This window comes from Cellvibrio sp., assembly GCF_039207905.1.
In the GTDB taxonomy this organism is placed as follows: Bacteria; Pseudomonadota; Gammaproteobacteria; order Pseudomonadales; family Cellvibrionaceae; genus Cellvibrio.
In genome coordinates, this window is sequence record NZ_JBCECX010000001.1 from 49,220 (window position 1) to 70,815 (window position 21,596).

Annotated in this window: 15 protein-coding genes; 5 read left to right on the forward strand and 10 right to left on the reverse strand. The window is 49.5% G+C overall.

All coding sequences use genetic code 11. From position 1 onward, the window contains the following. Position 1: 1 nt before the first annotated feature. A complete protein-coding gene (locus AAGC78_RS00235; RefSeq protein WP_435782006.1) occupies positions 2-670 on the reverse strand; it encodes a hypothetical protein in 669 nt (222 codons plus the stop codon). A gap of 76 nt (positions 671-746) precedes the next feature. Then, on the reverse strand, positions 747-2,153 hold the full coding sequence (gene mpl, locus AAGC78_RS00240) for a UDP-N-acetylmuramate:L-alanyl-gamma-D-glutamyl-meso-diaminopimelate ligase (protein WP_435782007.1): 1,407 nt from the start codon (positions 2,151-2,153) through the stop codon (positions 747-749). A gap of 120 nt (positions 2,154-2,273) precedes the next feature. On the opposite strand from mpl, the gene AAGC78_RS00245 reads away from it, so the two are divergent. Further along, complete coding sequence (locus AAGC78_RS00245) at positions 2,274-3,173, forward strand: substrate-binding periplasmic protein (protein ID WP_435782008.1); 900 nt, start codon at positions 2,274-2,276, stop codon at positions 3,171-3,173. On the opposite strand, the gene AAGC78_RS00250 is transcribed toward AAGC78_RS00245, so the two are convergent. After that, positions 3,170-4,933, reverse strand: a complete 1,764-nt coding sequence (locus AAGC78_RS00250; RefSeq protein WP_435782009.1) for a GNAT family N-acyltransferase — start codon at positions 4,931-4,933, stop codon at positions 3,170-3,172. The two genes, AAGC78_RS00245 and AAGC78_RS00250, sit on opposite strands and share 4 nt — an antisense overlap. A gap of 235 nt (positions 4,934-5,168) precedes the next feature. Beyond that, entirely contained in the window at positions 5,169-6,311 is a 1,143-nt protein-coding gene (locus AAGC78_RS00255; RefSeq protein ID WP_435782010.1) for a hypothetical protein, read from the reverse strand. 368 nt (positions 6,312-6,679) lie between these two features. Between AAGC78_RS00255 and serB the strand changes: the two genes are divergently transcribed. The 4 genes from serB (at position 6,680) to AAGC78_RS00275 (ending at position 10,053) form a co-directional block, all read left to right on the forward strand. Then, on the forward strand, positions 6,680-7,909 hold the full coding sequence (gene serB / locus AAGC78_RS00260; protein ID WP_435782011.1) for a phosphoserine phosphatase SerB: 1,230 nt from the start codon (positions 6,680-6,682) through the stop codon (positions 7,907-7,909). A 361-nt stretch (positions 7,910-8,270) separates the two neighbouring features. After that, positions 8,271-8,888: a hypothetical protein gene (locus AAGC78_RS00265; protein WP_435782012.1), complete on the forward strand. Its 618-nt coding sequence runs from the start codon at positions 8,271-8,273 to the stop codon at positions 8,886-8,888. Positions 8,889-8,973: 85 nt separating this feature from the next. Beyond that, complete coding sequence (locus tag AAGC78_RS00270) at positions 8,974-9,414, forward strand: acetyltransferase (RefSeq protein ID WP_435782013.1); 441 nt, start codon at positions 8,974-8,976, stop codon at positions 9,412-9,414. Between the two features lie 102 nt (positions 9,415-9,516). Then, entirely contained in the window at positions 9,517-10,053 is a 537-nt protein-coding gene (locus tag AAGC78_RS00275) for a DUF924 family protein (RefSeq protein ID WP_435782014.1), read from the forward strand. A gap of 81 nt (positions 10,054-10,134) precedes the next feature. On the opposite strand, the gene AAGC78_RS00280 is transcribed toward AAGC78_RS00275, so the two are convergent. The 6 genes from AAGC78_RS00280 to AAGC78_RS00305 form a co-directional block, all read right to left on the reverse strand. Further along, positions 10,135-10,734: a DUF2214 domain-containing protein gene (locus AAGC78_RS00280; protein WP_435782015.1), complete on the reverse strand. Its 600-nt coding sequence runs from the start codon at positions 10,732-10,734 to the stop codon at positions 10,135-10,137. Between the two features lie 112 nt (positions 10,735-10,846). Then, on the reverse strand, positions 10,847-12,067 hold the full coding sequence (locus tag AAGC78_RS00285; protein ID WP_435782016.1) for a DUF1552 domain-containing protein: 1,221 nt from the start codon (positions 12,065-12,067) through the stop codon (positions 10,847-10,849). A gap of 45 nt (positions 12,068-12,112) precedes the next feature. After that, complete coding sequence (locus tag AAGC78_RS00290) at positions 12,113-15,514, reverse strand: DUF1592 domain-containing protein (protein ID WP_435782017.1); 3,402 nt, start codon at positions 15,512-15,514, stop codon at positions 12,113-12,115. 19 nt (positions 15,515-15,533) lie between these two features. After that, positions 15,534-16,613 (reverse strand): cellulose binding domain-containing protein, encoded by a 1,080-nt coding sequence (locus tag AAGC78_RS00295; protein ID WP_435782018.1) that lies wholly within the window; start codon positions 16,611-16,613, stop codon positions 15,534-15,536. A 515-nt stretch (positions 16,614-17,128) separates the two neighbouring features. After that, positions 17,129-19,234, reverse strand: coding sequence for an EAL domain-containing protein (locus tag AAGC78_RS00300; RefSeq protein ID WP_435782019.1), 2,106 nt, complete (start codon positions 19,232-19,234; stop codon positions 17,129-17,131). Positions 19,235-19,550: 316 nt separating this feature from the next. Further along, the gene (locus tag AAGC78_RS00305) at positions 19,551-21,398 is read right to left on the reverse strand and encodes a hypothetical protein (protein ID WP_435782020.1); all 1,848 of its coding nucleotides are present in this window, start codon (positions 21,396-21,398) and stop codon (positions 19,551-19,553) included. Positions 21,399-21,596 lie beyond the last annotated feature (198 nt).

Sequence of the window (21,596 nt, forward strand, 5' to 3'; positions counted from 1 at the left end):
ATTAATAATCGGCTTTTAGTTCATGCGTGCGGGTAAATACTTTCAGGATAATACCCAGCATCCAAGCCGTGCTCCACACCATGGCTACCGCAGTAAAGAGTTTTGCTGCATCCAGCGCGTGCAAGGCGCAGGCGATACTTAAACCAAAGCCTAAAAACCAACCGGGAATTCCAATCAGGATCAGCTTACGCGGCAAGCGTGGATTACTGAGTAATAAAATATTTAATATCAATCCGCCGATATTATAGAGTCCATTGCCAAGTGTTCCCGTCAACTGAACGGCGAGTAATTCCAGTGTGTGCATAATAGCGAGGCTTGGATCAATCGCAGGGCTGTAGGGAATCACAAATGCAAAAATAACTTCAGCACCGATATCTGGTACTATTCCCAACGCGACTAATAAAATCCCCAGCACACGCCATTCTGATTTTGGAATAAACGGCAACAGCATTGTACAAAAGGTCAGTAGCCCCAGCGCCCCCAGCATCCAATTAAACCAACCAAACTGCCACAACAATAAGTTATTTTGAATAAACGCATTGCGCTCAACTACTGTGTTGTTCGGTGCAACAAGCCCATCGGTAATAACAAAAGCCATTTGAAAGCAAGCGAGAGTTAGTGTTATTACGATGATCAAACCGAGGTAAACATTTAATTTTTTATTGGGCATTTGGACGCGTCACTGCGTGGTTAATTGTCAGCAAGTGCAGCTTTCACTGCACCCTGGTTTTAGGTATTGGGCTTATTTACATCGCATGCTTTTTCAGCTGCTCAATCAACTTCTGATGTACTCCGCCAAATCCGCCGTTGCTCATAATGACGATGTGGGTATTTGCTTCGCTGAGTGAAATGGCGAAGTGGATTAATTCGTCCAGATCGCGCAGGAGTTTTGCGGGGACGGGGCTTTTGTTGACGACTTCGTCCATTGCCCAATCGACGTTGGCGGGTTGATACCAGAGTACATCGTCAGCATCGGTGACGCTTTGGTTGAGTGCGCCTTTGTGTACGCCCATGCGCATGGTATTGGAGCGTGGCTCGATAATGGCAATGATTTTTTCGCTGCCGACTTTTGCGCGCAAACCAGCGAGTGTGGTTTTGATGGCGGTCGGGTGATGGGCGAAGTCGTCGTAGACTTTTACGCTGTGGATGTCGGCCAGTATCTCCATGCGGCGTTTAACACCGGCAAATTGTTCCAGTGCTGCGGATGAATGTTCTGGAGTGACTCCAACATGGCGCGCGGCAATCATTGCAGCCAATCCGTTGTTTACATTGTGGATGCCGGTTTGCGCCCAATTTACTTGCGCAACTTCTTCGCCATTGTGCAAAACCGCAAATGAAGAGCCGTCGCTGTTGATTAACTTGGCTTGCCATTCTGGAGCAGAATTATTTTCCGCAGGAGCGCTATCGATTACCGAAAATTGTTGCTGCGGTGTCCAGCTGCCTTGTTGGATAACGTCGGCGAGCGCTTTGTCATTTGATGGCGAAATTAATAAACCGTTATTCGGCACTGTGCGCACCAAATGATGGAATTGTTTTTGGATAGCCGCGAGATCCGGGAAAATATCAGCGTGATCAAATTCGAGATTATTTAAAATCACCGTGCGCGCATTGTAATGAACGAACTTGGAGCGCTTGTCAAAAAAGGCGCTGTCATATTCATCTGCTTCCACCACGAAAAAAGGTGTGCCGCCCAAGCGTGCAGAGGTGGGAAAATTTTTAGTCACGCCGCCGATTAAATAACCCGGCTCCATTCCTGCGTATTCCAGAATCCACGCCAGCATGGATGAGGTGGTGGTTTTGCCGTGGGTGCCAGCAACTGCTAATACCCATTTGCCTTGCAATACATGATCGCGCAGCCACTGCGGGCCAGAGGTGTAGGCAATGCCTTGGTTGAGTACATATTCCACGCTGGGATTACCGCGGCTCATCGCATTGCCGATGATCACCAGATCGGGTGCATTTTGCATATGCGGCGGTTGCAAATAGACAGGATCAAAACCCTGAATCAATTCGATACCCGCTTGTTCAAGTTGTGTGCTCATGGGTGGATAAACATTGGCATCGCTGCCGGTAACGCGATGGCCAAGCGCTTTCGCGAGTTGGGCGAGGCTGCCCATAAAGGTTCCACAAATACCGAGAATATGGATGTGCATTTTTAGCTCAATTAGTGATAGGTCGAAAGGACGAAGGATTGCCGCGATTAACCTATACTTTGCCAAAGATTGCAACCGCACGCAGGTTGGGATTATCCGGGATTGATTCGGAGTTTTATCATGGTCAGGACACTGATACTCATTTCATGTTTGAGCAGCTTATTGCTGTGCCTTCCTTTGGCTGCCGAGCCGCAGCCGATTCGTGTGCCCAAACCCCAGCCGGATTCGTTGGTCGCGCAGAGTTATTATCTACAGCTTTTACGCTTGGCGTTGCACAGCGGCGCCGATGGCAGACCTGTACCCGCGATCCAGGAGGTGACCTTGATGGAGCAGGGGCGGGCGACAACGGAATTGTATCGCGGCCAATTGATTGATGTTTATTGGATGGGCACGAGTAACCAGCGCGAGCAATCGCTGCATGTTATTCCTGTTCCGTTGGATCGCGGTTTGTTGGGTTTTCGTCGCCTAATTATCCGCGCGGATTCCTTGCCGGTATTTGCTGAAATAGAAACGCCGGACGATTTGAAAAAATTAGTGGCTTGCCAAGGTCTGGATTGGCCGGATGTAGAAATTCTGCGTGCGAGCAATTTCCGCGTAATTGAATCCAGCGGCTTTGAAGGGATGTATAAACAATTGGTTGCCAAACGTTGCGATTATTTACCGCGCGGTTTGTTTGAGGCTATGCCGGAGTTGGAGCAGCGCAAAGAGCGTTACCCAGGGTTAATGATTTTTGATGGGGTGTTAATTCATTATCCGTTTACGGTGTATTTTTTTGTCAGCCCGAAAAACGAACAGCTTGCGCAATGGATTAACAAAGGGCTGGAGCGCATGATCGATAGCGGTGAGTTCCAGCGTTTTATGGTGACTCATCCGTTGATGAATCACCTGTTCCCGTTGGAGGAAAAAGTTCGCCCCGCGCTGATTTTTGATATTCCCAATCCTTTGCTACCCAAAAATACCGACTATAAAAATGCCCGTTATTGGATACAGCGCGAGCAGCTAATGGAAGCTTATGATTAAGCGCCGAGGTAGCGCGCGCGTTTGGCGGCCTTCATGCAAGTGAGGTCGCCCATAAACAAGCCATCCACACAATTGCCGAATTCCGAATCCACGCTGAAGGCGAGCAAATGGTAGCCGCCTTCATCGTACAAGCCTGCGTATTGTTTAAACAGCACCGGAATTTTGCAGTCATGCTTTTTAAACTCTTCCTGCAGTAAATCAAAACCCTGGTCGCTATCGAGTTTGGCGAAGCGGTGTTGCAGTTCGATCAATACATCTTCATCAATTTCATGTGGATGTTTGCCTTCTGCAAACGTCCCTTCACTTTCACCGCTATTTTTTAATTCACTCTGGCCTTTTAAAAAATAACGCTCGTAGTAAAACACCAATAAATCGCGTAATGGCTTCGGATATTGTGCGCTCATACTCACCGGCCCAAACACATAACGCACTTGCGGATGATGATGCAAATAAGCGCCAAGACCTTGCCACAAATAATCAAGGCTGGCTTTGCCCCAGTAATCCGGATGCACAAAGCTGCGACCTAATTCCAAACCTTGTTCAAGATAAGGCGTGAGAGAGGAATGGAAATCAAACAGCTCGGCAGTGTAGAGCGCGTTTGCACCTTTTTTCTTTACCAGCTTGTGCGCTTCACCTAAACGATAGGCGCCGGCGATGCAGAGTTTTTCTTCATCCCACAGTACCAGATGGCGATAGTAGTGATCGTATTTATCCAGATCGCGACGGCTGCCTGTGCCTTCGCCCACCAAGCGGAAAGTCTGCTCGCGCAAACGGCCAATCTCGCGCAGTACAACCGGGTGTTGGTTGTAGTCGCACAAAAAGATCGTGTGGTTATCGCGGGTTTTGCCAATCACCTGTGCGGTTTTAAATTCGGTTTTCAGTGCAGCCCTGTCTTCCGGATGGGCGATGGTTTTTTCGGTTACAAAAACCGGAGCGCGATTTTTTTTCGCGAAACTGCCTTTGCCAATTTTGTAAACGTGTTTCTTTAAACGTTTGATCAAGGCTTTGTCGGCGAGTTGATCGGATTCCAACGCATGGTGTGGAATCAGCTCACCTACGCGGAATTTAATCTCTGCGGAGCGCTTGTTGAACATCTCATGTGCAAGCAATGCTGTAGCAAGCGGCTTGAAAATCATGGATGCGCTGTAGAACAGCATGGAGTTTTTAGCGGAGATAAATATCGGCAACAGCGGCGCATTGGTTTTGCGCGCAAAGTGCAAAAAGCCCGCTTGCCATTTGCCATCTTTAATGCCGGTAGGGCTCGCTCGGGAAACTTCGCCAGCAGGGAAGATAATCACAGCTTCATCGTTATTCAGTGATTGCAGGATATTTTTGTAACTCTGCTTGTAAGCCGCACGGGTCATGTTATCGAGCGGTAGCAATAATTCGTGCAGCGGTTCAAACGCCATCAGCATGTCGTTGGCGATGATTTTCACATCCTTGCGCACTTCACTTACCAGACGCACCAGTGCCAAACCGTCGAGTGAACCAATCGGATGGTTGGCGATAATAATCACGCGGCCTTGCGCGGGAATGTTGTTGCGCTCGCGCTGGGAAATGCTGTAACTGAAATTAAAATATTCAAAAATGCGGTCAATAAAATCGATGCCGCGATTGCCTTCATGCTCTTGCAAGAAATCATTAATTTCCCGCTCGTGGGTTAGCTTGCGCAGCAGGTTAAGTGTGGAGTTACGGACAATCGGTGATTGCTGGGTGAAACCGGGGAATTTATTGGTGAGGGATTCTTCGATATTGAGCATGGTAATCACAACCTTGCGATGGGCGATAAGGCAAGGTTATGACTGTGGGATGACGGTTATGTGATGGAATGGTTGCAGATATGTGACAGTGACGGTCTGCTTGCTGCGAAAATCTTGCTGGTGGATTGCGGTGTTTTATGCGAGACCGTCTGCTGCATGGATGCAGCAGTCGAGCCTACATGGACGTATTTACGGCGCGTCTCGCGTAAGACACCGTAATCCACAATGCGAACAATTAAGACGCCGTCGCCCCAACCAATTGCTCTTCCTGCTTGGCAAGTAGCGATGCATAAGGCGCTTTTAATCCCACTAATTTTCCGCTGTCGCTCACAATATCCAAATGTTCTTGTAAATCGGAATCGATCAAGCGTTGGCTAATCAGGATTTCGCCTTTGTCCGGCTTCAAATGATTGTTGTGTTGCACCACAAAATCTTTCAGCAGCGATTTATTGGAGCTTACCGGTGCCGATAATTCATGCACCGCTGCCGCCAAATGCAAGCGCGGGCTTGGGCTTTTGGCGGTGAGGCTATTTAACAATTGCGCCGCGCACACAGCACGGAAACTGCATTCGTAAAACGCTTCGCCGGTGAAATCGATAATCAAGGTTTCACCGGATAACATTTGGCGTTGGCCGCTGTACAAATTCAACACGCCCTGCAATTGCTTTTCAAAGCGACGCAATACTATGGCAAAACTTTCGCTGTTTAATTGCTGGTAAAGCTTGCTCATGTTGACGATATCCAAACTCAAGCGCACCGATACCTCTTTGGGTAATTCCGGCTCCGGCTCGGGGACATCATTGATCGTCGGCATTTTTTCTACGACAGCGGTGACGATATCGCTAGCGCTGGGCAAATTATCTTTTAGCTGCGCCCACCATTGGCGTTGGATCGACCACCAGATCACCAGTAACGAGAAAAATACTGCCGCCATCCATACCATAAAAAAGCGGTAGTCGCGCTCGCTGTGGCGGGGCACATCCAGCGTCACTCCTAAATAACCGGCCACATTATTGTGCAGCGCAATGGGTGCCGAGAACTCGTAGCGTCTGCCTTGAATTTCCTGATTGGGTTTGAAGCCGCTTTGCACCAGCAGTTTGTTTTCCACGTTGTGGATGGTCGCGCCTATCACGTTGGGATATTGACCGACCTCCAGCAAGATTGCCTGCAAGCTGACCAGATCTTGTTGCAGGGTAGCGTTCACCGCTTGTCGCGCTGCGCTATTGGCGAGAACCTGGCCGTAATGGCTGATCTGCTCGCGCTGGTTTTGCTCGCTATTGTAGATATAGGCCGCGGCGCCGATGCCGCCAAGCACAATCAGGAGCAAGCTGCAGAGGCTGAGTTGTGGGTAGTTTTTGTAGGTTCTGAATAATGCCATCTTGTTGTTAAGTCCGTGCTCATAGTGTTGCGTTCATATTTCAACTCCAGTTCCTGCCGGAGTCAGTGACTTGGACAGATCGCGGCGACTGGAATGGTTAAGCTCCAATTGCAGCGCGAGTGTCGTGTGGAATCGCATTCTAGCCTAAGTTTCACGCCCACGCTAAGACTCGTCCCGCGTAACCGTGATGCAGATACGCTCATAGAAGCTACTGTGAGCGGCCATGAATTCCGCTAGAATGCGCGCTTTGCGCAATCGCCCCCAGCATACTGTGATGCTATGTGCCAGAAACTAGCATGTACCGGGCCAAGCCGTATGTTTGATACCCCTTATAGCCCAATGTTTGATCTCATTTATAGAGAGGCTCTGTGAACGAACTTTTACTCATTAACGCATCTGGTCAGGATCAACCCGGCATCACCCGTGCGATTACCAATGTGCTGGCCCGCGCCGGTGCGCGTGTTCTGGATATCGGCCAGGCCGTGATCCACGACACCTTGGCCTTGGGCATTCTGGTGGAGTTGCGCATCGCCGCTGATGCGCGTGCGCAATTGTTGGAGCAGATCCAGCAAGCCACCCAGGCATTGGGCATTCAGGTGCGTTTCCAAACCGTTGCGCCGGACAGTTACGAACACTGGACCGAGCAGCAGGGCAAAACCCGTCACATAGTCACCTTGCTCGCGCGCCAGATTGATGCGGCGATGATTGCCGAGCTGACTGCCGTAACTTCATCCCACGGGTTGAATATCGACAGCATCAGCCGGTTGTCTGGCCGTGTGTCGCTCGCTGATCTGGATGCAGGTAATGATCACCAAGGCAGCGCCTGCGTCGAATTTTCAGTGCGCGGCACGCCTGCTGATTTGGTTGCACTGCGCGCGGACTTTATGGAGTTGTCGGCGCGTTTAAATATCGATGTTGCTTTCCAGCGCGATACGGTTTATCGCCGCAACCGCCGTTTGGTTTGTTTCGATATGGATTCCACCTTGATCGAAGCGGAAGTGATTGATGAACTAGCCAAAGCGGCGGGCGTAGGTGAACAGGTTTCCGAAATTACCGAAGCTGCAATGCGCGGCGAATTGGATTTCAAACAAAGCTTTGCTCGCCGCATGGCGCTACTCAAAGGTTTGGACGAATCGGTACTCGCCGGTATTGCCGATGAATTGCGTATCACCGAAGGTGCAGAAAAATTAATTTCCTCGCTCAAAAAACTTGGCTACAAAACCGCAATTTTATCGGGCGGATTTAATTACTTCGGCCGCTACCTGCAAACCAAACTCGGCATCGATTATGTCTACGCCAACGAGCTGGATATTGTCGACGGCAAAGTAACCGGCGAAGTAAAAGGCATGGTGGTCGACGGCCAACGCAAAGCCGAATTGCTCGCCATGCTCGCGAAGCAAGAAGGCATTGCGCTGGAACAAGTCATCGCCGTCGGCGACGGCGCCAACGACCTCCCAATGCTCAGCGTCGCCGGCCTCGGCGTCGCCTTCCGCGCAAAACCTTTAGTAAAAGCCTCTGCAGAACACGCGATTTCCAACTTGGGCTTGGACGCGATTTTGTATCTGCTGGGCTTTAGAGAAAGAGATAAGTTGCTTTAAGATTTTCATTTTCCCTCGAGGGGCGGAATCCCGCCTCTGTATTTTCCGCTGTCATATTGGTAACTCTATGCTTTTAGCCCGCACCACTCATTTAATGTATATCTAAAGCGCTTTAGTGTGTGGCTCATCTCCTCTTTAGTAATAATTTTTTAGCGAAATTTATTTATATAGTCTACCATCGAAAGTTATCTTTCTTTCTAATGAATTTAGAAGGGTGCTCTACTTTAGGCAATTTATTTTGGCGAAATAGTTATTTCGTATTTTACTCATTCTTAAAAAGGGATGTCTGTAATGTTGATTTTTTTGAATAGAAATTTTTGATGATTTTTTATGTTTAATAGTATTAAAAATGGAGCGTCGAATGAGTGATTTTATTGAAGCTATCTTGCTTGCTTGTGGAATTCCTACTGTGATAAGCGCTTTTCTCATGTATTACATTAAGGGAAGGATGACACAAAAATGGAAACAAGATATGGAGGACTATAAGGCGAAAATCCAAAGTTCATTGGATACTAAGCTGGAAGATTATAAATCATATATTCAAAGAGATTTAGCGATAAACTTAAGGCGCGACATGTATATTAAAGAGTTGGCTGTTCGTCAGTTAGATGCTATTCAGGAGATGTGGTCGGTTTTTGAGTGTGCGTCTTTGAGTGGTCGACCTGGAAATATGATTCGGATTTTAGGTGGGAAGCCAGAGGTTGATTTTGAAATCGTACGTCAATTTCTTGATTCCTTCAATAAAGCATTCTCTGCAAAATCAGGGTTATATATATCTAAAGAGTCCAGAGTGAAGTTATATGCTTTTCGTGATTTTATCAAAGAAGAAGTTTATCCGTTAGCAGGGAAGTCTAAATTTATATCAAAAAGCCAAGTTGATTCTTTTAAGAGCCTTAGAAGAGATGCTCGTATCTCGCTACGAAAAGATGTTGGTAGTGACGACCTTACGGTAAGTCGTGAGGAGTATGGGGTGCATTAGTTAAAAGGAATATGAAGTTTCGGAGTATTTTCTCGCTTTTGAGGTTGTTTTTTTAAATTATATGTAAGGTAAAGCAAAGGCTAAAATGAAAATAGTACCTGCAGTACAATCCAATTATTTGGCTTTAATTCAGGTATGGGAGGCATCCGTTCGTGCAACCCATGATTTTTTGAGTGAGGAAGATATTACTGCATTAAAACCGCTTATCCTTGAACACTATTTTGATGCTGTAGATTTACGTTGTGCAAAAAATGCTGATGGTCAGATTCTTGGTTTTTGCGGTGTGGCAGAGGGCAATATTGAAATGTTGTTTGTCGCACCTGAGGCACGAGGTAAAGGTATTGGTGCTTTGTTGTGTGGTTATGCGATCCAAAATCAGCAGGCGACCAAAGTGGATGTGAATGAGCAGAATCCGCAGGCGATAGGTTTTTATCAGCATCTTGGTTTTAAGGTCGTTGGGCGATCAGAAACCGATGGGCAAGGTAGGCCTTTTCCGTTGTTGCATATGGTGTTGCGCAAAGATTAGTGTGTAGGTTTGTCAGGTTTATGTTTTACGGAATTATCCTCCTTTTCCAAAGTCCTAAACGTTACTGCTAAAAATCTCCGCTTTCTTTAGAAGGAAATATGTATGTATAACGACATCCTCCATTTTTGGTTTGACGAGCTGACACCTGCGCAGTGGTATAAAAAAGATGATGCGTTGGATGCGGAAATCAAGCGGCGATTTTCTGGTGTTCATGCTCAGGCAGCGAGTTGTGAATTGTTTGATTGGCGAATGGCAGCGAAAGGGCGATTGGCAGAAATTATTATTCTCGACCAGTTTTCTCGCAATATATTTCGCGATACGCCGCAGGCGTTTATGAATGATCCGCTGGCATTAGCGCTTGCGCAAGAGGCCTTGGCCGTGGGAGCAGATAAAGCTATGTCGCCGATTGAACGCAGTTTTTTATATCTACCGTTTATGCACAGTGAGTCGGCGGAGATACATCAGGTGGCGGTTGGGTTATACCGTGAGTTGGGCTTGGCAGAGAATCTTGATTTTGAGATAAAGCATAAAAATATTATTGATCGCTTTGGTCGCTACCCACATCGCAATGCAATTCTTGGGCGAGAATCTACACCGGAAGAGTTAGAGTTTTTGCAGCAACCGGGGTCGAGTTTCTGATTGCAGTAGGTACAACATAAAAGGCGCTCATGGAGCGCCTTTTTTATGCATGAATATAATGTGCGTGTTGAGTGGAAGTGATTATTCGTATTTTTGCGAGCTATTCAATTGTGCCTGTTCCGTCAACGTAGGTAGTTCACCACGGCGCCATGAGCGCAAGGTTTCACCAGCGACAATAAACGCGCAGGTCAACAAGCCAATGTAGATGAACATTATGTAGCTGTAGTCTGCCGTATAATTCCATGGGCGGGCGATGCCGAGGTAGCAGGCAAATAGCCAGGATGTCGACGATATGGCACCCGTAAGGGCAACAAGAATTTGTTCGTGTCGGGGTACACTGATAAATCCGCGCGCGCAGGTTACGTGTGGAAAACTGTAATAGTGCAGCGCAACACCGTTGAGCGTTAATACTGCTACCACTGTAAATTTCGCCCAGAGTTTTTCGTTCATTAAATATTGCTGCGGATTCTCCATATATCCCTGCAACACTAATGCGAGGCCTGTAATCCATAGTGCGATTAAGGCGATGAACATGATGTCTGCCGCTTTGGTTAATTCTTTTTTCGCCAGTGCAGAAAGTACTTTTCCGCGCGTTTTAGCCAAGGCCAAATCTTGTATTAACAAGAGACCAACGGCGACACAAGCGGCGAGTAAGTGAGCGTAGACAATTAACGTTTTCATGATAGAAACCACTTCTTAGTTTGATTGTTGTTTTTTTGTTTTTAGCTACAACTTTTTTGTCCTTGTGGATAACCCGGTTTGCACCGGGTTTCCACTGCGTTAAAACGGCAGGTTATGCAAACAAACCAGCAATGGTTGCAGCGCCCCAATTGCGGAACGCAGAACCGTTTGGTCCTTGATCTGCACGCAGTTTGAGGCCGACGCTTTGGAACAGAGCGGTTTGTGATAAACCACCTGCATCCACAACACCACCACGCACACCCGCACCTGCTACCAACATAGGCGTGTTTTGTCCGGTGTGGGCATCCACGTTACCCATGTCAGAAACCTGGGTGACGATGGTGGAGGAGAGCAAACCTTTTGCTTCCAACTTGTCGATCAATTGCTTGGTAAGCGACATGTAGTAAGCAACGTCTTCATCGTAGAAGCCGTTGTAGTTAGGGTTGCCCTGGTTATGGTGCGAGTCGTGTGACGCACGTGGTTTTGCAACGGCATCTAAAAAGTGCAGATGCTCGTCGGTACCGAACGCGAGTGACACAGAGGCAGATAAATTACAGCTCAATGCCAATACACCAATGTCGGTCATTAGTTTTGAGGTTGCATCAAAACCGATCGCGTTAGTGTTTGGTGGTGCGCTGCAAGTGTTTGGATTTGGGTTGGTACTTTCCAGCGCGAGTTCAATTTCACGGATAGCATTGAAGTGGCTATCGAGTTTAATTTTTTCGTGTTGGCCCAATTTGGTTTTGAGTTCATTCACCGCTGCGTAGTGAACATCAACCAATGATTTACGCGGTGGAATGCTACCGCCACCTCCGCCACCACCACCGGAAAATAAAATATCCAGTGCAGCTTGCGGGCTGGTGATCGCGGGAATTTGCACCGAGTCGCGCGATAATTCCGTTACGGGTGTAGTGCCCAGGTTCAAACATTTCACCGGATAATTTGCACCGATGGTTTTGCCGAGGTTTACGTCAAAACTTTGTTTGCCCCATGGGTTTGGATCGTTAAAGCGGTTGAACATTACACCGTGGCCACCTTGCATCATGGTCGCATTTTTTATCAGCGCGATACGACCCGCGTTGTAGTGCGATTGCAATGGAATGGTTTGGATTGGCATGGTGCTGCCGGTGGGAAAAAATTTCGCCGGTGTACAACCGCCGGGCATAAATACCGAGCAGGATTTAGTCGGCGTGGTTTGCGCTTCAGCAACGCGCGCAAGCATAACGCCGCCGATCATTGCAGAGGCTTTGAGCATGCCGGCGGAAATACCGGCCTGCTTAACAACGCGCAGAAAATCCCGGCGTTCTTTATCGAAGCAATCTTTATAGCTCATCTTATCTACTCCAATTCATTTTCAGGGCGAGGAGAGCGGGGCGCATTAGCGCGCCCACTCCTGCCGATAGATCACGGAATTCAATGCGGGAAGTTCCTCAAGCATTGCGCGCGGACCACGGGTATTGAGTACGCTGGTCAGGTTGTTAATTTCACAGCGATAGCCGGTTTTTTCTGCCGCCGGAATTTCCACACTGCCAACTACGCGCGCGGGATCTTTGTCCATCAGGAACAGAGAATTAATACCGCTGCTGTAGCTGACAAACTGGGTTGCGAGACAGGTTTGTGCCTGTTGCGCTACCAGTGGATGTTCAACCATGGTGCGAGCGAGATCTTTTGCACCGCTGAACGTGATGGCCGGTGAGTGAATCACACGATCCGGATCATTCAGGAATTGCAGGTGTTGATAGGGCGAGAAGAAAGTCGCCGTGGTCACAACCGGATTACCCTTCAGGTCGGTGCTGCGTACACGACCCGCTGCATCGAAGTTTTCCAAACCGCCACCGAGCGGGTTAATGATTTCCGCGTGGCAATTGGAGCAGGTAGTACCGGCGGTGATGCGGTCGGCAATCATGCGCTGGGTGGTTTTCGGGTCGTTGAAGAACACAGCATCGCGTTTCGCCAAAGCTTCGCGGTCAAGCGATACGCCAGCTGGTGGTTCAGGAATGTCCTGACACATCATCTTGCGACGAACGGCTACTGCGCGCGTGATCAGGTTGGAATCCGCTGGTGTTGCGTAGCGGGACATAAACGCACCCGATACCAAAATCCCGCCGCGGTCGCTGGTGTTCACGCGCGCAAATCCGTCCGCATCCTGAGTGCCGCTGAATGCCAAACCATAGTGGCTGGCGAGACGTTGGTTCACGTTGGTGTAGGTCGGGTTGTAGATGGCCGCGAAGGTTGAGCTGCTATCCAGCATCGCACTGGCGAAGTTTTTGCCCAGTTCCAACTGCATGTCTTTCGCCAATACCGTGAAGTTGGCAACGCCATCTTTGGATTGGGTGGTGAGCGATTCAGTCGCCAACCAGCGATTCACAAAATCGCCCAGCAACAGTTTGGTATTGGCGGCGTTGAGCAGGGTTGCGGCTTGCTGGCGAATGCCTGCGGCGGTGCTCAAATCACCACGAGCGGCAGCGGCCATCAAGTCAGCATTTGGGGTACTGCCGGTCAGCGTATAGCTGAGGTAGGTCGCCATTTCGTAGCCGTCGAGTTTGTAGACATTACCACTGGAGAGCGTACCCACTTCCGAGCGGTACAGGAATTGTGGCGATGACAACATCCCCGCCAACGCCAGCTCCATCCCTTCAGCCTGGGTGCGTGAACCAGTAGTGCCGCGCGCCAGACCGGTGTAGGCGGTTTTCTCGGTTGCACTCAGCGGACGACGGAAAATCTTCGGCGCGAGGTCGTTGACCAGTTTGTCGGCACAGGTGGTGTTAGCAGTACTTGGGATACACGCCAGCACGGCGTTCCAGCGAGTTGCTACGTTGGTTGCAATGCGCTCGGCGGTCGACAGGTAACTGGTGTAGCGGGTCTTGTCGATCTCCAGTGCGTTGTTGTTCACGAAGGCGCCGGAGATGAAATCGTCAGGCAGACGAGTCAGCAAGTCTTCCTGATAATTCACCAGGTCGCGCACTGAGCGTTGGTATTCCGCTTTGGTCAGCAGACGCAGGGTGCGTTGGCCGTAGCTTGGGGCATTTGATGGACAAGAGAAGGCTGTTGCGGGTCTGTCAGGAATGCCATCAGCTGGTCTGCGCCAAGTGAACAGATAGGCTTCGAGGTCGGCGGCACATTGGCCGGTACAGCTGCCTTCGTTACCCAATGGCATCCAGGTAGCAATGAAATCGCGCAGGGCGAGGTCACGGTTATCGTTGGTGTGACGATAGACCGAGCGATTAGGATTGAGCGGATTAAGCGCAACTGTGCCATTCGCATTTTTCTCACCATCAACACCGTGACAGCCGACGCAACCGCGTTGGGTCCAGAGTTGCGAACCGCGGGTTGCGTCGCCCACCAAGATGCCGCTGCTGCTGGAGCTACCGGAAGATGGATTGCTGCTGGATGATCCAACGGAAATCACAGAAGAACTTGAGCCGCTGCTGATGACTGAAGAGGAGGTATTGGCCGGTGCATACACCAGTGTGACCGGGCTGGTCGCTGCAGAAGGGACACTATCGGCAACGCTGATGACTTTGTAGTCGTAACTGCCAGCGCCTTCTTCGAGCAGGTCATCGGAGTAGGCAACGCTATTAGCATTGGATTTGTTGAGTGTTAACCAAGGGCCAGTTGCGCCTATCTTGCGACGAACCAAAAAGCCGGTCTCGTTATTGCTCGCATCGGCCCAATTCAGCACAGCGGTACCAGAGGTATTGCTAACCGAACCGCTGAAGCTAAGCGGTGTGTTTGGCGCTGCAGGCAGAGTGATGGCGGCAATATTGGTCGGGTTATCGCGGTTTAGGTACATCTTGAAGTAAACCGGGACTTTCTCGCCAATGGTGCTGAGGCTCATCAAAGAACGCAGGGCTTCAATACCGCCATTGAGATCGAAATCGGCAGAGTTGATGGCGATAGGTTTACGCGGCGAGAAGCTGACGCTGTTGTTGGCATGCTTCACCACCAATGCATCAAACACCACGGATTTAACTACCCCGTGCAATACCAGATTGCCGGTGACGCTTTGCACTTTGATACTACCGGCGGCCATGGCATCAATCGCTACCAGATCGAGTTGGGTAGTGAAGTGCAAACTCGGCAAGTATTGGGATTCGAACAGAATCTCTTTCAGGCGCGTGTTGCGCAGGTCCACGCCACTGGAGATGCTTGCCAGCGGGATGGTCAGGACTGCTTGGCCATTGGTGGCTACCGTGCCTTGCAACTGGCTGAAGGTAATGTTCTCCGGCGTTTCCACACCAGCGGCATTTTTCTTCACAGTGACAAAGTGGAAGGTAGAGTTGGTGCCGTCCACTAACCAGCGGGCAGCCGCTGCAGGAGCACTACTGCTGGAGCTACTGCTGCTAATAGTGGGCACGCTGCTAGGAGCACTACTGCTGGCTGTTCCGCCACCACAGGCTGCACCATTAAGGGTGTAAGCCGTAGGTGCAGCACCTGGATTGGCTGCAATCAAACCAAACGACACGCTGCCGTTAGCTGCCAAATTGCCGTTGTAGCCCACGTTTTTCACGCAGACATTTTTACCGGTTTGGGCGTAAGTCCCTTCCCACAAACTGGACACAGTTTCATTGCCCGCAAATGTCCAGCATAACTCCCAACTGGTTTTTGCCGAACCGGTGTTGGTGAGGGTTACTTTGTACTGGGCACCAGCACCCCAGTTGTTCTCTGATTGGTAATTGACACTACAGGCACCTTGCGCAACGGCGGCACCTGATGCCAGCACACCCACTGCAAGTCCGGTGGACAGCAGTGAAAGTTGCAATAATTTTTTCATAGTCATTTCTCTCTGCTCCTTCCAATTAACGCGCATCGAAAACGAGCGCGAAATCCACCGGGACGGCGACACTGATCGAGGCAATGCCGACCGCAGCACGCAGGGCTTCAACCCCGTCGGTGAGCGAGTAATCACCGGCTTTCACAAGCACCGGCGCAAGACTTTGTACAAGGATGCGTGAGCTGGACAGCTTCTGGACTGACACCTTGGTGGTGATCGCACCCGTCACGCCGTGCAGGTTCAAGCTGGCAGAAATATCGGTGGCCGCCGCTTGGCCGACCGCGAGGTTGCTGAGCAAATTCGCAGGTATAGCGACAGTCACGGTTGCAGTTGGGTAGGTTGATGTCTGGAACAGCAAATCGCGCATACGCTGGTCGCGCAGTGCAACACCGGTATTCACGGTATTCAGATCAATTGTCAGGGTCGCCACGCCGCTGTTGCTGATTTCACCCGTCAAAGTTGTGAAGCTATGTACTTCCAGGTTGTGGGTGTTTTTGGTGGTGGCGAAGTTTAGGCGAGAGTCGGTTGCACTCAAGGTCCAGGCTGCGGTGGCAACGGAGGACGAAGATGACGATCTCGAACTTGGGGCAGAACTCGAACTGCTGGTGGTAATCGCAGAACTTGAGCTGCTAGGGCGCGATGAACTGCTAGATGACGTAGTAATTGCGCTGCTCGATGAAGAGGCTGGAGTGGCGCCGCAGAGGCTACCGGTCAGAGTTGGAACTTCTGCTGCTGCCGCACCTTTAGTCCCTTGAAAGCCGAAGGTAAGGCTTTGGTTGGGCTGCAGAGTGCCGTTCCAGCTGGCGTTTTTGACGGTGTAAGGGTTGGTGCCGGTGAAGGTGGCATCGTAACCGCCAGTGATGCGGTTATCACCCGCATACTGCCAGCCGAGCGACCAACTGCTCAGTGCGGCACCAGTGTCGTTAGTGATTTTGACTGTGCCAGTGAAGCCATTACTCCATTGGCCTGTTACCTGATATTGGCAGGCGGCGTGGGTCTGGAGCGATAGCGTAGTTAGTGCGAGGGACAACCCAAGCGCACAGAAGGAGCGGATTAGCGCACCTGCCGGGCGAGAGTCCTTCGCTGAGGCATTAAAGCTACTCATAGTTCTTCCTCAAAGATGAGTGCCGATGGGGTCGGCAGCTTTTTAACGGGTTATGAGGCACCGGAAATACCAAACGCCAGGCATTTTTTTAGTTAAGCCTTGGCGCATAAGCCCGTTATTACAGCGTGTTGTTGGAGGTAATCCTGAGTGCGAGAGGTAGCCGTGAGCCATATCGAATTAGGCTTGGCTAACGATGCAAAAGGATCTTTTTTGGCGAGTACTCTGAAGAAGATTTAACGGCCATCTCGGCGTGGCGTTTTTATCGTTTATCTTATTTTTATGCGATAAATCGACTTCAATTAGAGGCTAAACGTGGTTGATAACATCTTGTTTTATAAGTGATGTTTGCGCGGAGATTATTCTTAATTGCGGGAAAAAGTAATTGGGGCATTAGTGTAAAGAAGTGTTTTTGTGACGCATGCACGCATTTAGCGCACATGCATCTCAAAGTCGAACTTTTGGGTTTGGAAAAGCGAAAAACGCACCTGGAATGGATAAATTCGTACCCGAAAAAATCAGCTTTCCATATTAAAGTCGTACGTCATTCCGTGGCTCGGCTCCTGCAAATAATGGCCTTGGATGTAATGCGCGCCAGCTTGCCAGAGGGTGGAAAGCACGCTCGCATTTTCAACAAAGGGCACCAGCGTAATTTTACTTTCGCCGTTTAGCTTCTCGATCAGCTGGATTAGCGTCTCGGGACTTTCGTTGTTGTTCTGGATATCAGTGGTAAATGAACCATCCACTTTGATCATGGTGGCAGAAACATGAGTGAGCGTATTAAACGGATTTAATGAACAACCAAAATTGCTAATCGCAAAACTGGTTTTCAATTTACCCAAGCCGTCGGCGAAGTTTTTCGCTGCATTCAAATGATTGGTGACATCAATTTCCTGTGCCTGGAACACAATAGAATCGGCTGTGAGTTTGGCCGCTTTAAAGGCAACTGCAAGCCAAGGCACCAGCGATTCATCGCACAATGATTGGCGACCAATATTCACGATGAGTTTGGTCTTGTTGCCCTTGGCGCGATGCTGCGACAACATTTTGATCGACTCCAAAATCACCCAGCGATCAATTTTGGTCGAAGCGCTCATATTGGCTGCTTCTTCCAAAAAGTGATTTGGCGAAATTTCGTTGCCGTGTTCATCCACCATGCGCAGGTAGACTTCGTAATATTCTTCGTCGGAGCCGCGCAGACTGATAATCGGTTGGAACAACAAGCGGAAGCGGTCGCCGTCCAGCGCTTGCTGGATAGCGGCATTGATATCAATTTTGATATCCAGCTTGGGAGTATCAGGTTCAAACAATTGCGCAGAATTGCCATCGTTGGCGTTGACCTTTGCCATAGCACTGCGCGCTTGTTCAATCACGGTATTGGTATTGGTGGTGGTTTCGTTGATCAGGGAAATACCAATACTGCAGGTGATCTGCAGGGTTTTATGATCGATATCGATAATGTGCGACTCAAGATCCTTACACAGTTGCAATGCGCGATTAACCGCTGCATCGGCCTTCACATTGGGCGAAATAATCGCGAAGGTAGAATCGCCAAGGCGCGCGATAATATCGTTGGTATTGGCTTTAGCGCGCAAGAGTGTCGCTATGTCGATTAACGCGAGATCGGAGCCAGCAACGCCGAAGGTGTTTTTCACACGATCGCCAAATTGATCCAACTCTATATAGAAGAGGCAGTAATACTGTTTTTCATCGACGTTATCGATGATGTGGTCGAGCTGGTTGAGCAGGTATTGGCGGTTGTAGACGCCGGTAACCAGATCCTGCCATTTGATTTGTTTGAGTTGTGCTTCCAGCTCCTCGTTGTTGGCATTACTTGCCAGATTCGCAGCAGCGCGGGCAAGGAATTGGATGCAGGGTTCTTCGTCGTAGGTAACCAGCGAGACTTCCAGATCGATTTGGGTTTCTTCGCCATCTTGCGCGATACCGGTAAAGCTCAAACTACTGGATTCAGCTTCATCACCTTTAATGCTGAAATCTTTCAGAAAGTTTTTCAGGCGCCCCTGATCACCATCGGCCACCATGTCCATAATCGGCATGGCTTCGATATCGTCTTTGTTCTGGTAATGAAAGAGTTCGGCAAAAGACTCGTTGGCGTAGAGATAAAGCCCATCCTGAATAAACGCAATGGCATCGCGCGAGCTATCGAGTAGTTGTTGGCTGCGGCGCTCGGCTTCGCGGAAGCGGCGGTCAGTATTGCGGCGCGCCTGACGATGTTCACGGTTCGCCAGCTCGCGATCTATCACCAGTAATAAGTGTTGGTCATCATCAAGATTGACCACATCGGTAGCGCCGATACGCAGGCCTTCTACAACAGCAAAGGGATTGCCGTCTTCGTCATCTTCATATTGCAGGATTACCGGAACATCTTTGTTCAGGCGGCGAATTTGTTTGATCGCCACTTGGGGGCTGGGGGCAGTCGTGTTGTTATTGCCGATAAGCAAGTCCCAGCTCTGTTCCTGCAACAGCTTAACCAGCGCTTCTTCGCTCTCGACATGTTGCGCGCGGCAGGGGTGGCCGGAGGCATGCAGCATGCTGATCAAGCGCTCAGCTTCAGAGCGTTGGTTGTTAAGGATAAGGAGTCGGATGGTATCGGTAGTAGTCATATATCTTCTTGTAGTCAGGCGATGATCAGGGCTCGCTCGTGTTTTGACTATAGCGCGTTTTTTTGCGCATAAGTTTGTTTGTCGCGAACCTTACCGTTTTTTGCTGATTGTCGTGTCGGATTTCATGACGGGAGTTTACCGGTAAGCCGATAAACCCTACCTTGTGTCGCCAATTGCTTGCGTTGGCGGCTAAGGGTCCTTGCTGCGGGCAATATTACTGAATTCACTCAGTCGCTCAACCTCTCATGCCGTTTATGCGATCTGGTCGAGACTTTTGTGGATTGGTTCGCGTTGGCATGTATACAACCTGGGCAATTTATTCCCAAACCGAATCAAAATCGTCCTTCGCAGTTTTCTCTGCTTTGGCCGTCACCAGTTCGCGGAAGCCAAATTGGCTAAACGCGCCGGTAGCAAACAGTCGCTGAGTGAGTTGGATTGATTTATCCCCCTCATCTCTAATGCCCGCTTGGGGGTGACTGTAAAGTCGCGCTTTGTTGTGTTCATGGAACGAGATGGCATTAGTAATCAAACTGGGCGGTTGGTTCACTGCGCGCAGCTCGGGAATTTGCAGTGCGCGCAAATATTCCGCGTGACCGCCGGTTTTGTGTACAGCTGCGAGGCCAACGGGAATTGCATGGGGTGCAAGAACCTGAATCCCTAATTGCGTTGCCCCTTTAATTTGATGTGCCCAGCGTACAACCCCAATCGCCCATTTATTACGGCCGTATTCGCGCAAACCAAGCAGTTCACCTGCGCGCACTTGCACCGGAATCTCATTGCGCCATTCAAGACCGTAGCCGCCGGGGCTGCGATCCATTAATGGCACTGTGTAAACAGGATGCTGTCCCTGATAGTTATCCTTCTCCTGGGATTTAATTTTCATTTCAATATTCGCGGTCGAGCGTTGGCGGCCATCAAACATAGTGCCAGCGATTTCAAATGTATCGCCCCAGGGATCATCTTCCTTTTGCGCATCACTGCTTTTTAATTGAATGCCACGTTTTTGGAAGATTGCGCCTTTATCTTGTGCTACAGCCACTGCGCTGCTTTGGTTCAGGAATAGATTGAACGGCTGTTCACCCGCAAGATGAAAATGGATATTGGTGAGGCCGATAGTGACTTCAATTTCGGCATTCACGTCTTGCCGCTCAAAGCTGCGCAATGAGAGATGGCTCCATGCCTGCGCCAGATGTTTGGTTAACGCCGCTGACAAGTTCAATTCGTTGCGGATGCTCACACTCGCATCCACACCTTCATTGCCTACCTTTTGTTGATCTTGCAGTTTTCCCACCAGATTGCTGGTGCGAATTTCCAGCGTTGGTTGTTCATTGGGATGGCTGGCAGGGCGCCAGTGGGATTTATAAAACGGCGGGCGATTACTGCTGGTGAGCACCACAAACAAGTTTTCTTTGCCGCCGGGATTGTAGTTATCCAGCTCAGCGAGATGAGCCAAATGCTCCAACAAATTGTAAGTACTTTCAATTTCATCCTGACGCAATTGATTCGGACGCGCAGTGGCGAGCAGCAGTATGCGCAAGTAAGTATTGTGAATAGTTTTCAACGCTTGGTGATGAGGCAGCCTGTCTTCAACCGGCACCTGCTCAAGTTCTAGTGCACAGGCTAATTGATAGAGCGTATGTATTTCTGCCCACACCTGATTCGCAATAGGTAAATAAAGTTGGTATGAGCGCAGCAGCAATAAGCCCAGTGCAGTCAGCGCGCGCTGGATTGCTAAGGCTTGTTGTTCTGGTGGGTTTTTAGTGGCATGCGGCGTACAAATTTCACGCACTACGGCGAGATAGCTGTTCAGAAAATGTTTTTGGATCGCCTGGGCAACAGTGGCAGTTTTCAGTGCTGCCTCAGGCAAAATCAGTGGCTGATTTAAATATTTGAGCGCGAGTCCGCTGAGCGTTTGATGTACAGGTGCGCGCAGCAGCTCAAGAATGGCAAGTCGATTCTCGCAAGTGGTGCGCAAGCGGCTAATTTCATGAATCGCATTATAAAGATGAACGCTGACTTGCTGGGTTTGGGTCAGCGGTAAGTTCTGCAACCACTGTTTAACATTGCTTGCTTTGTTTCCTCCGCAAAAGCTCAGCTCTGCCAGCCCTTCTGTCGGCACGCTCAGTTTTTTGAGTAGTAGTCTTATTTGCGGGTCTGTGTTCATTCATGCGCCATCGGTAGATCGGGTCTATGTAACTATGTCATTGAATATAGTTGATTTTAGGCCTTTTTTTGGTGTTTTGCCGCGCTTAGTAATAAGGATGCTGGCCGTAAGCCGCTGTTGGTTAACTATTGCTCAATCATCAATAGCTTAATGATGTATTTGCATTGTTTTGGTGCTTTTTATTGTTTGGGAAAAGAT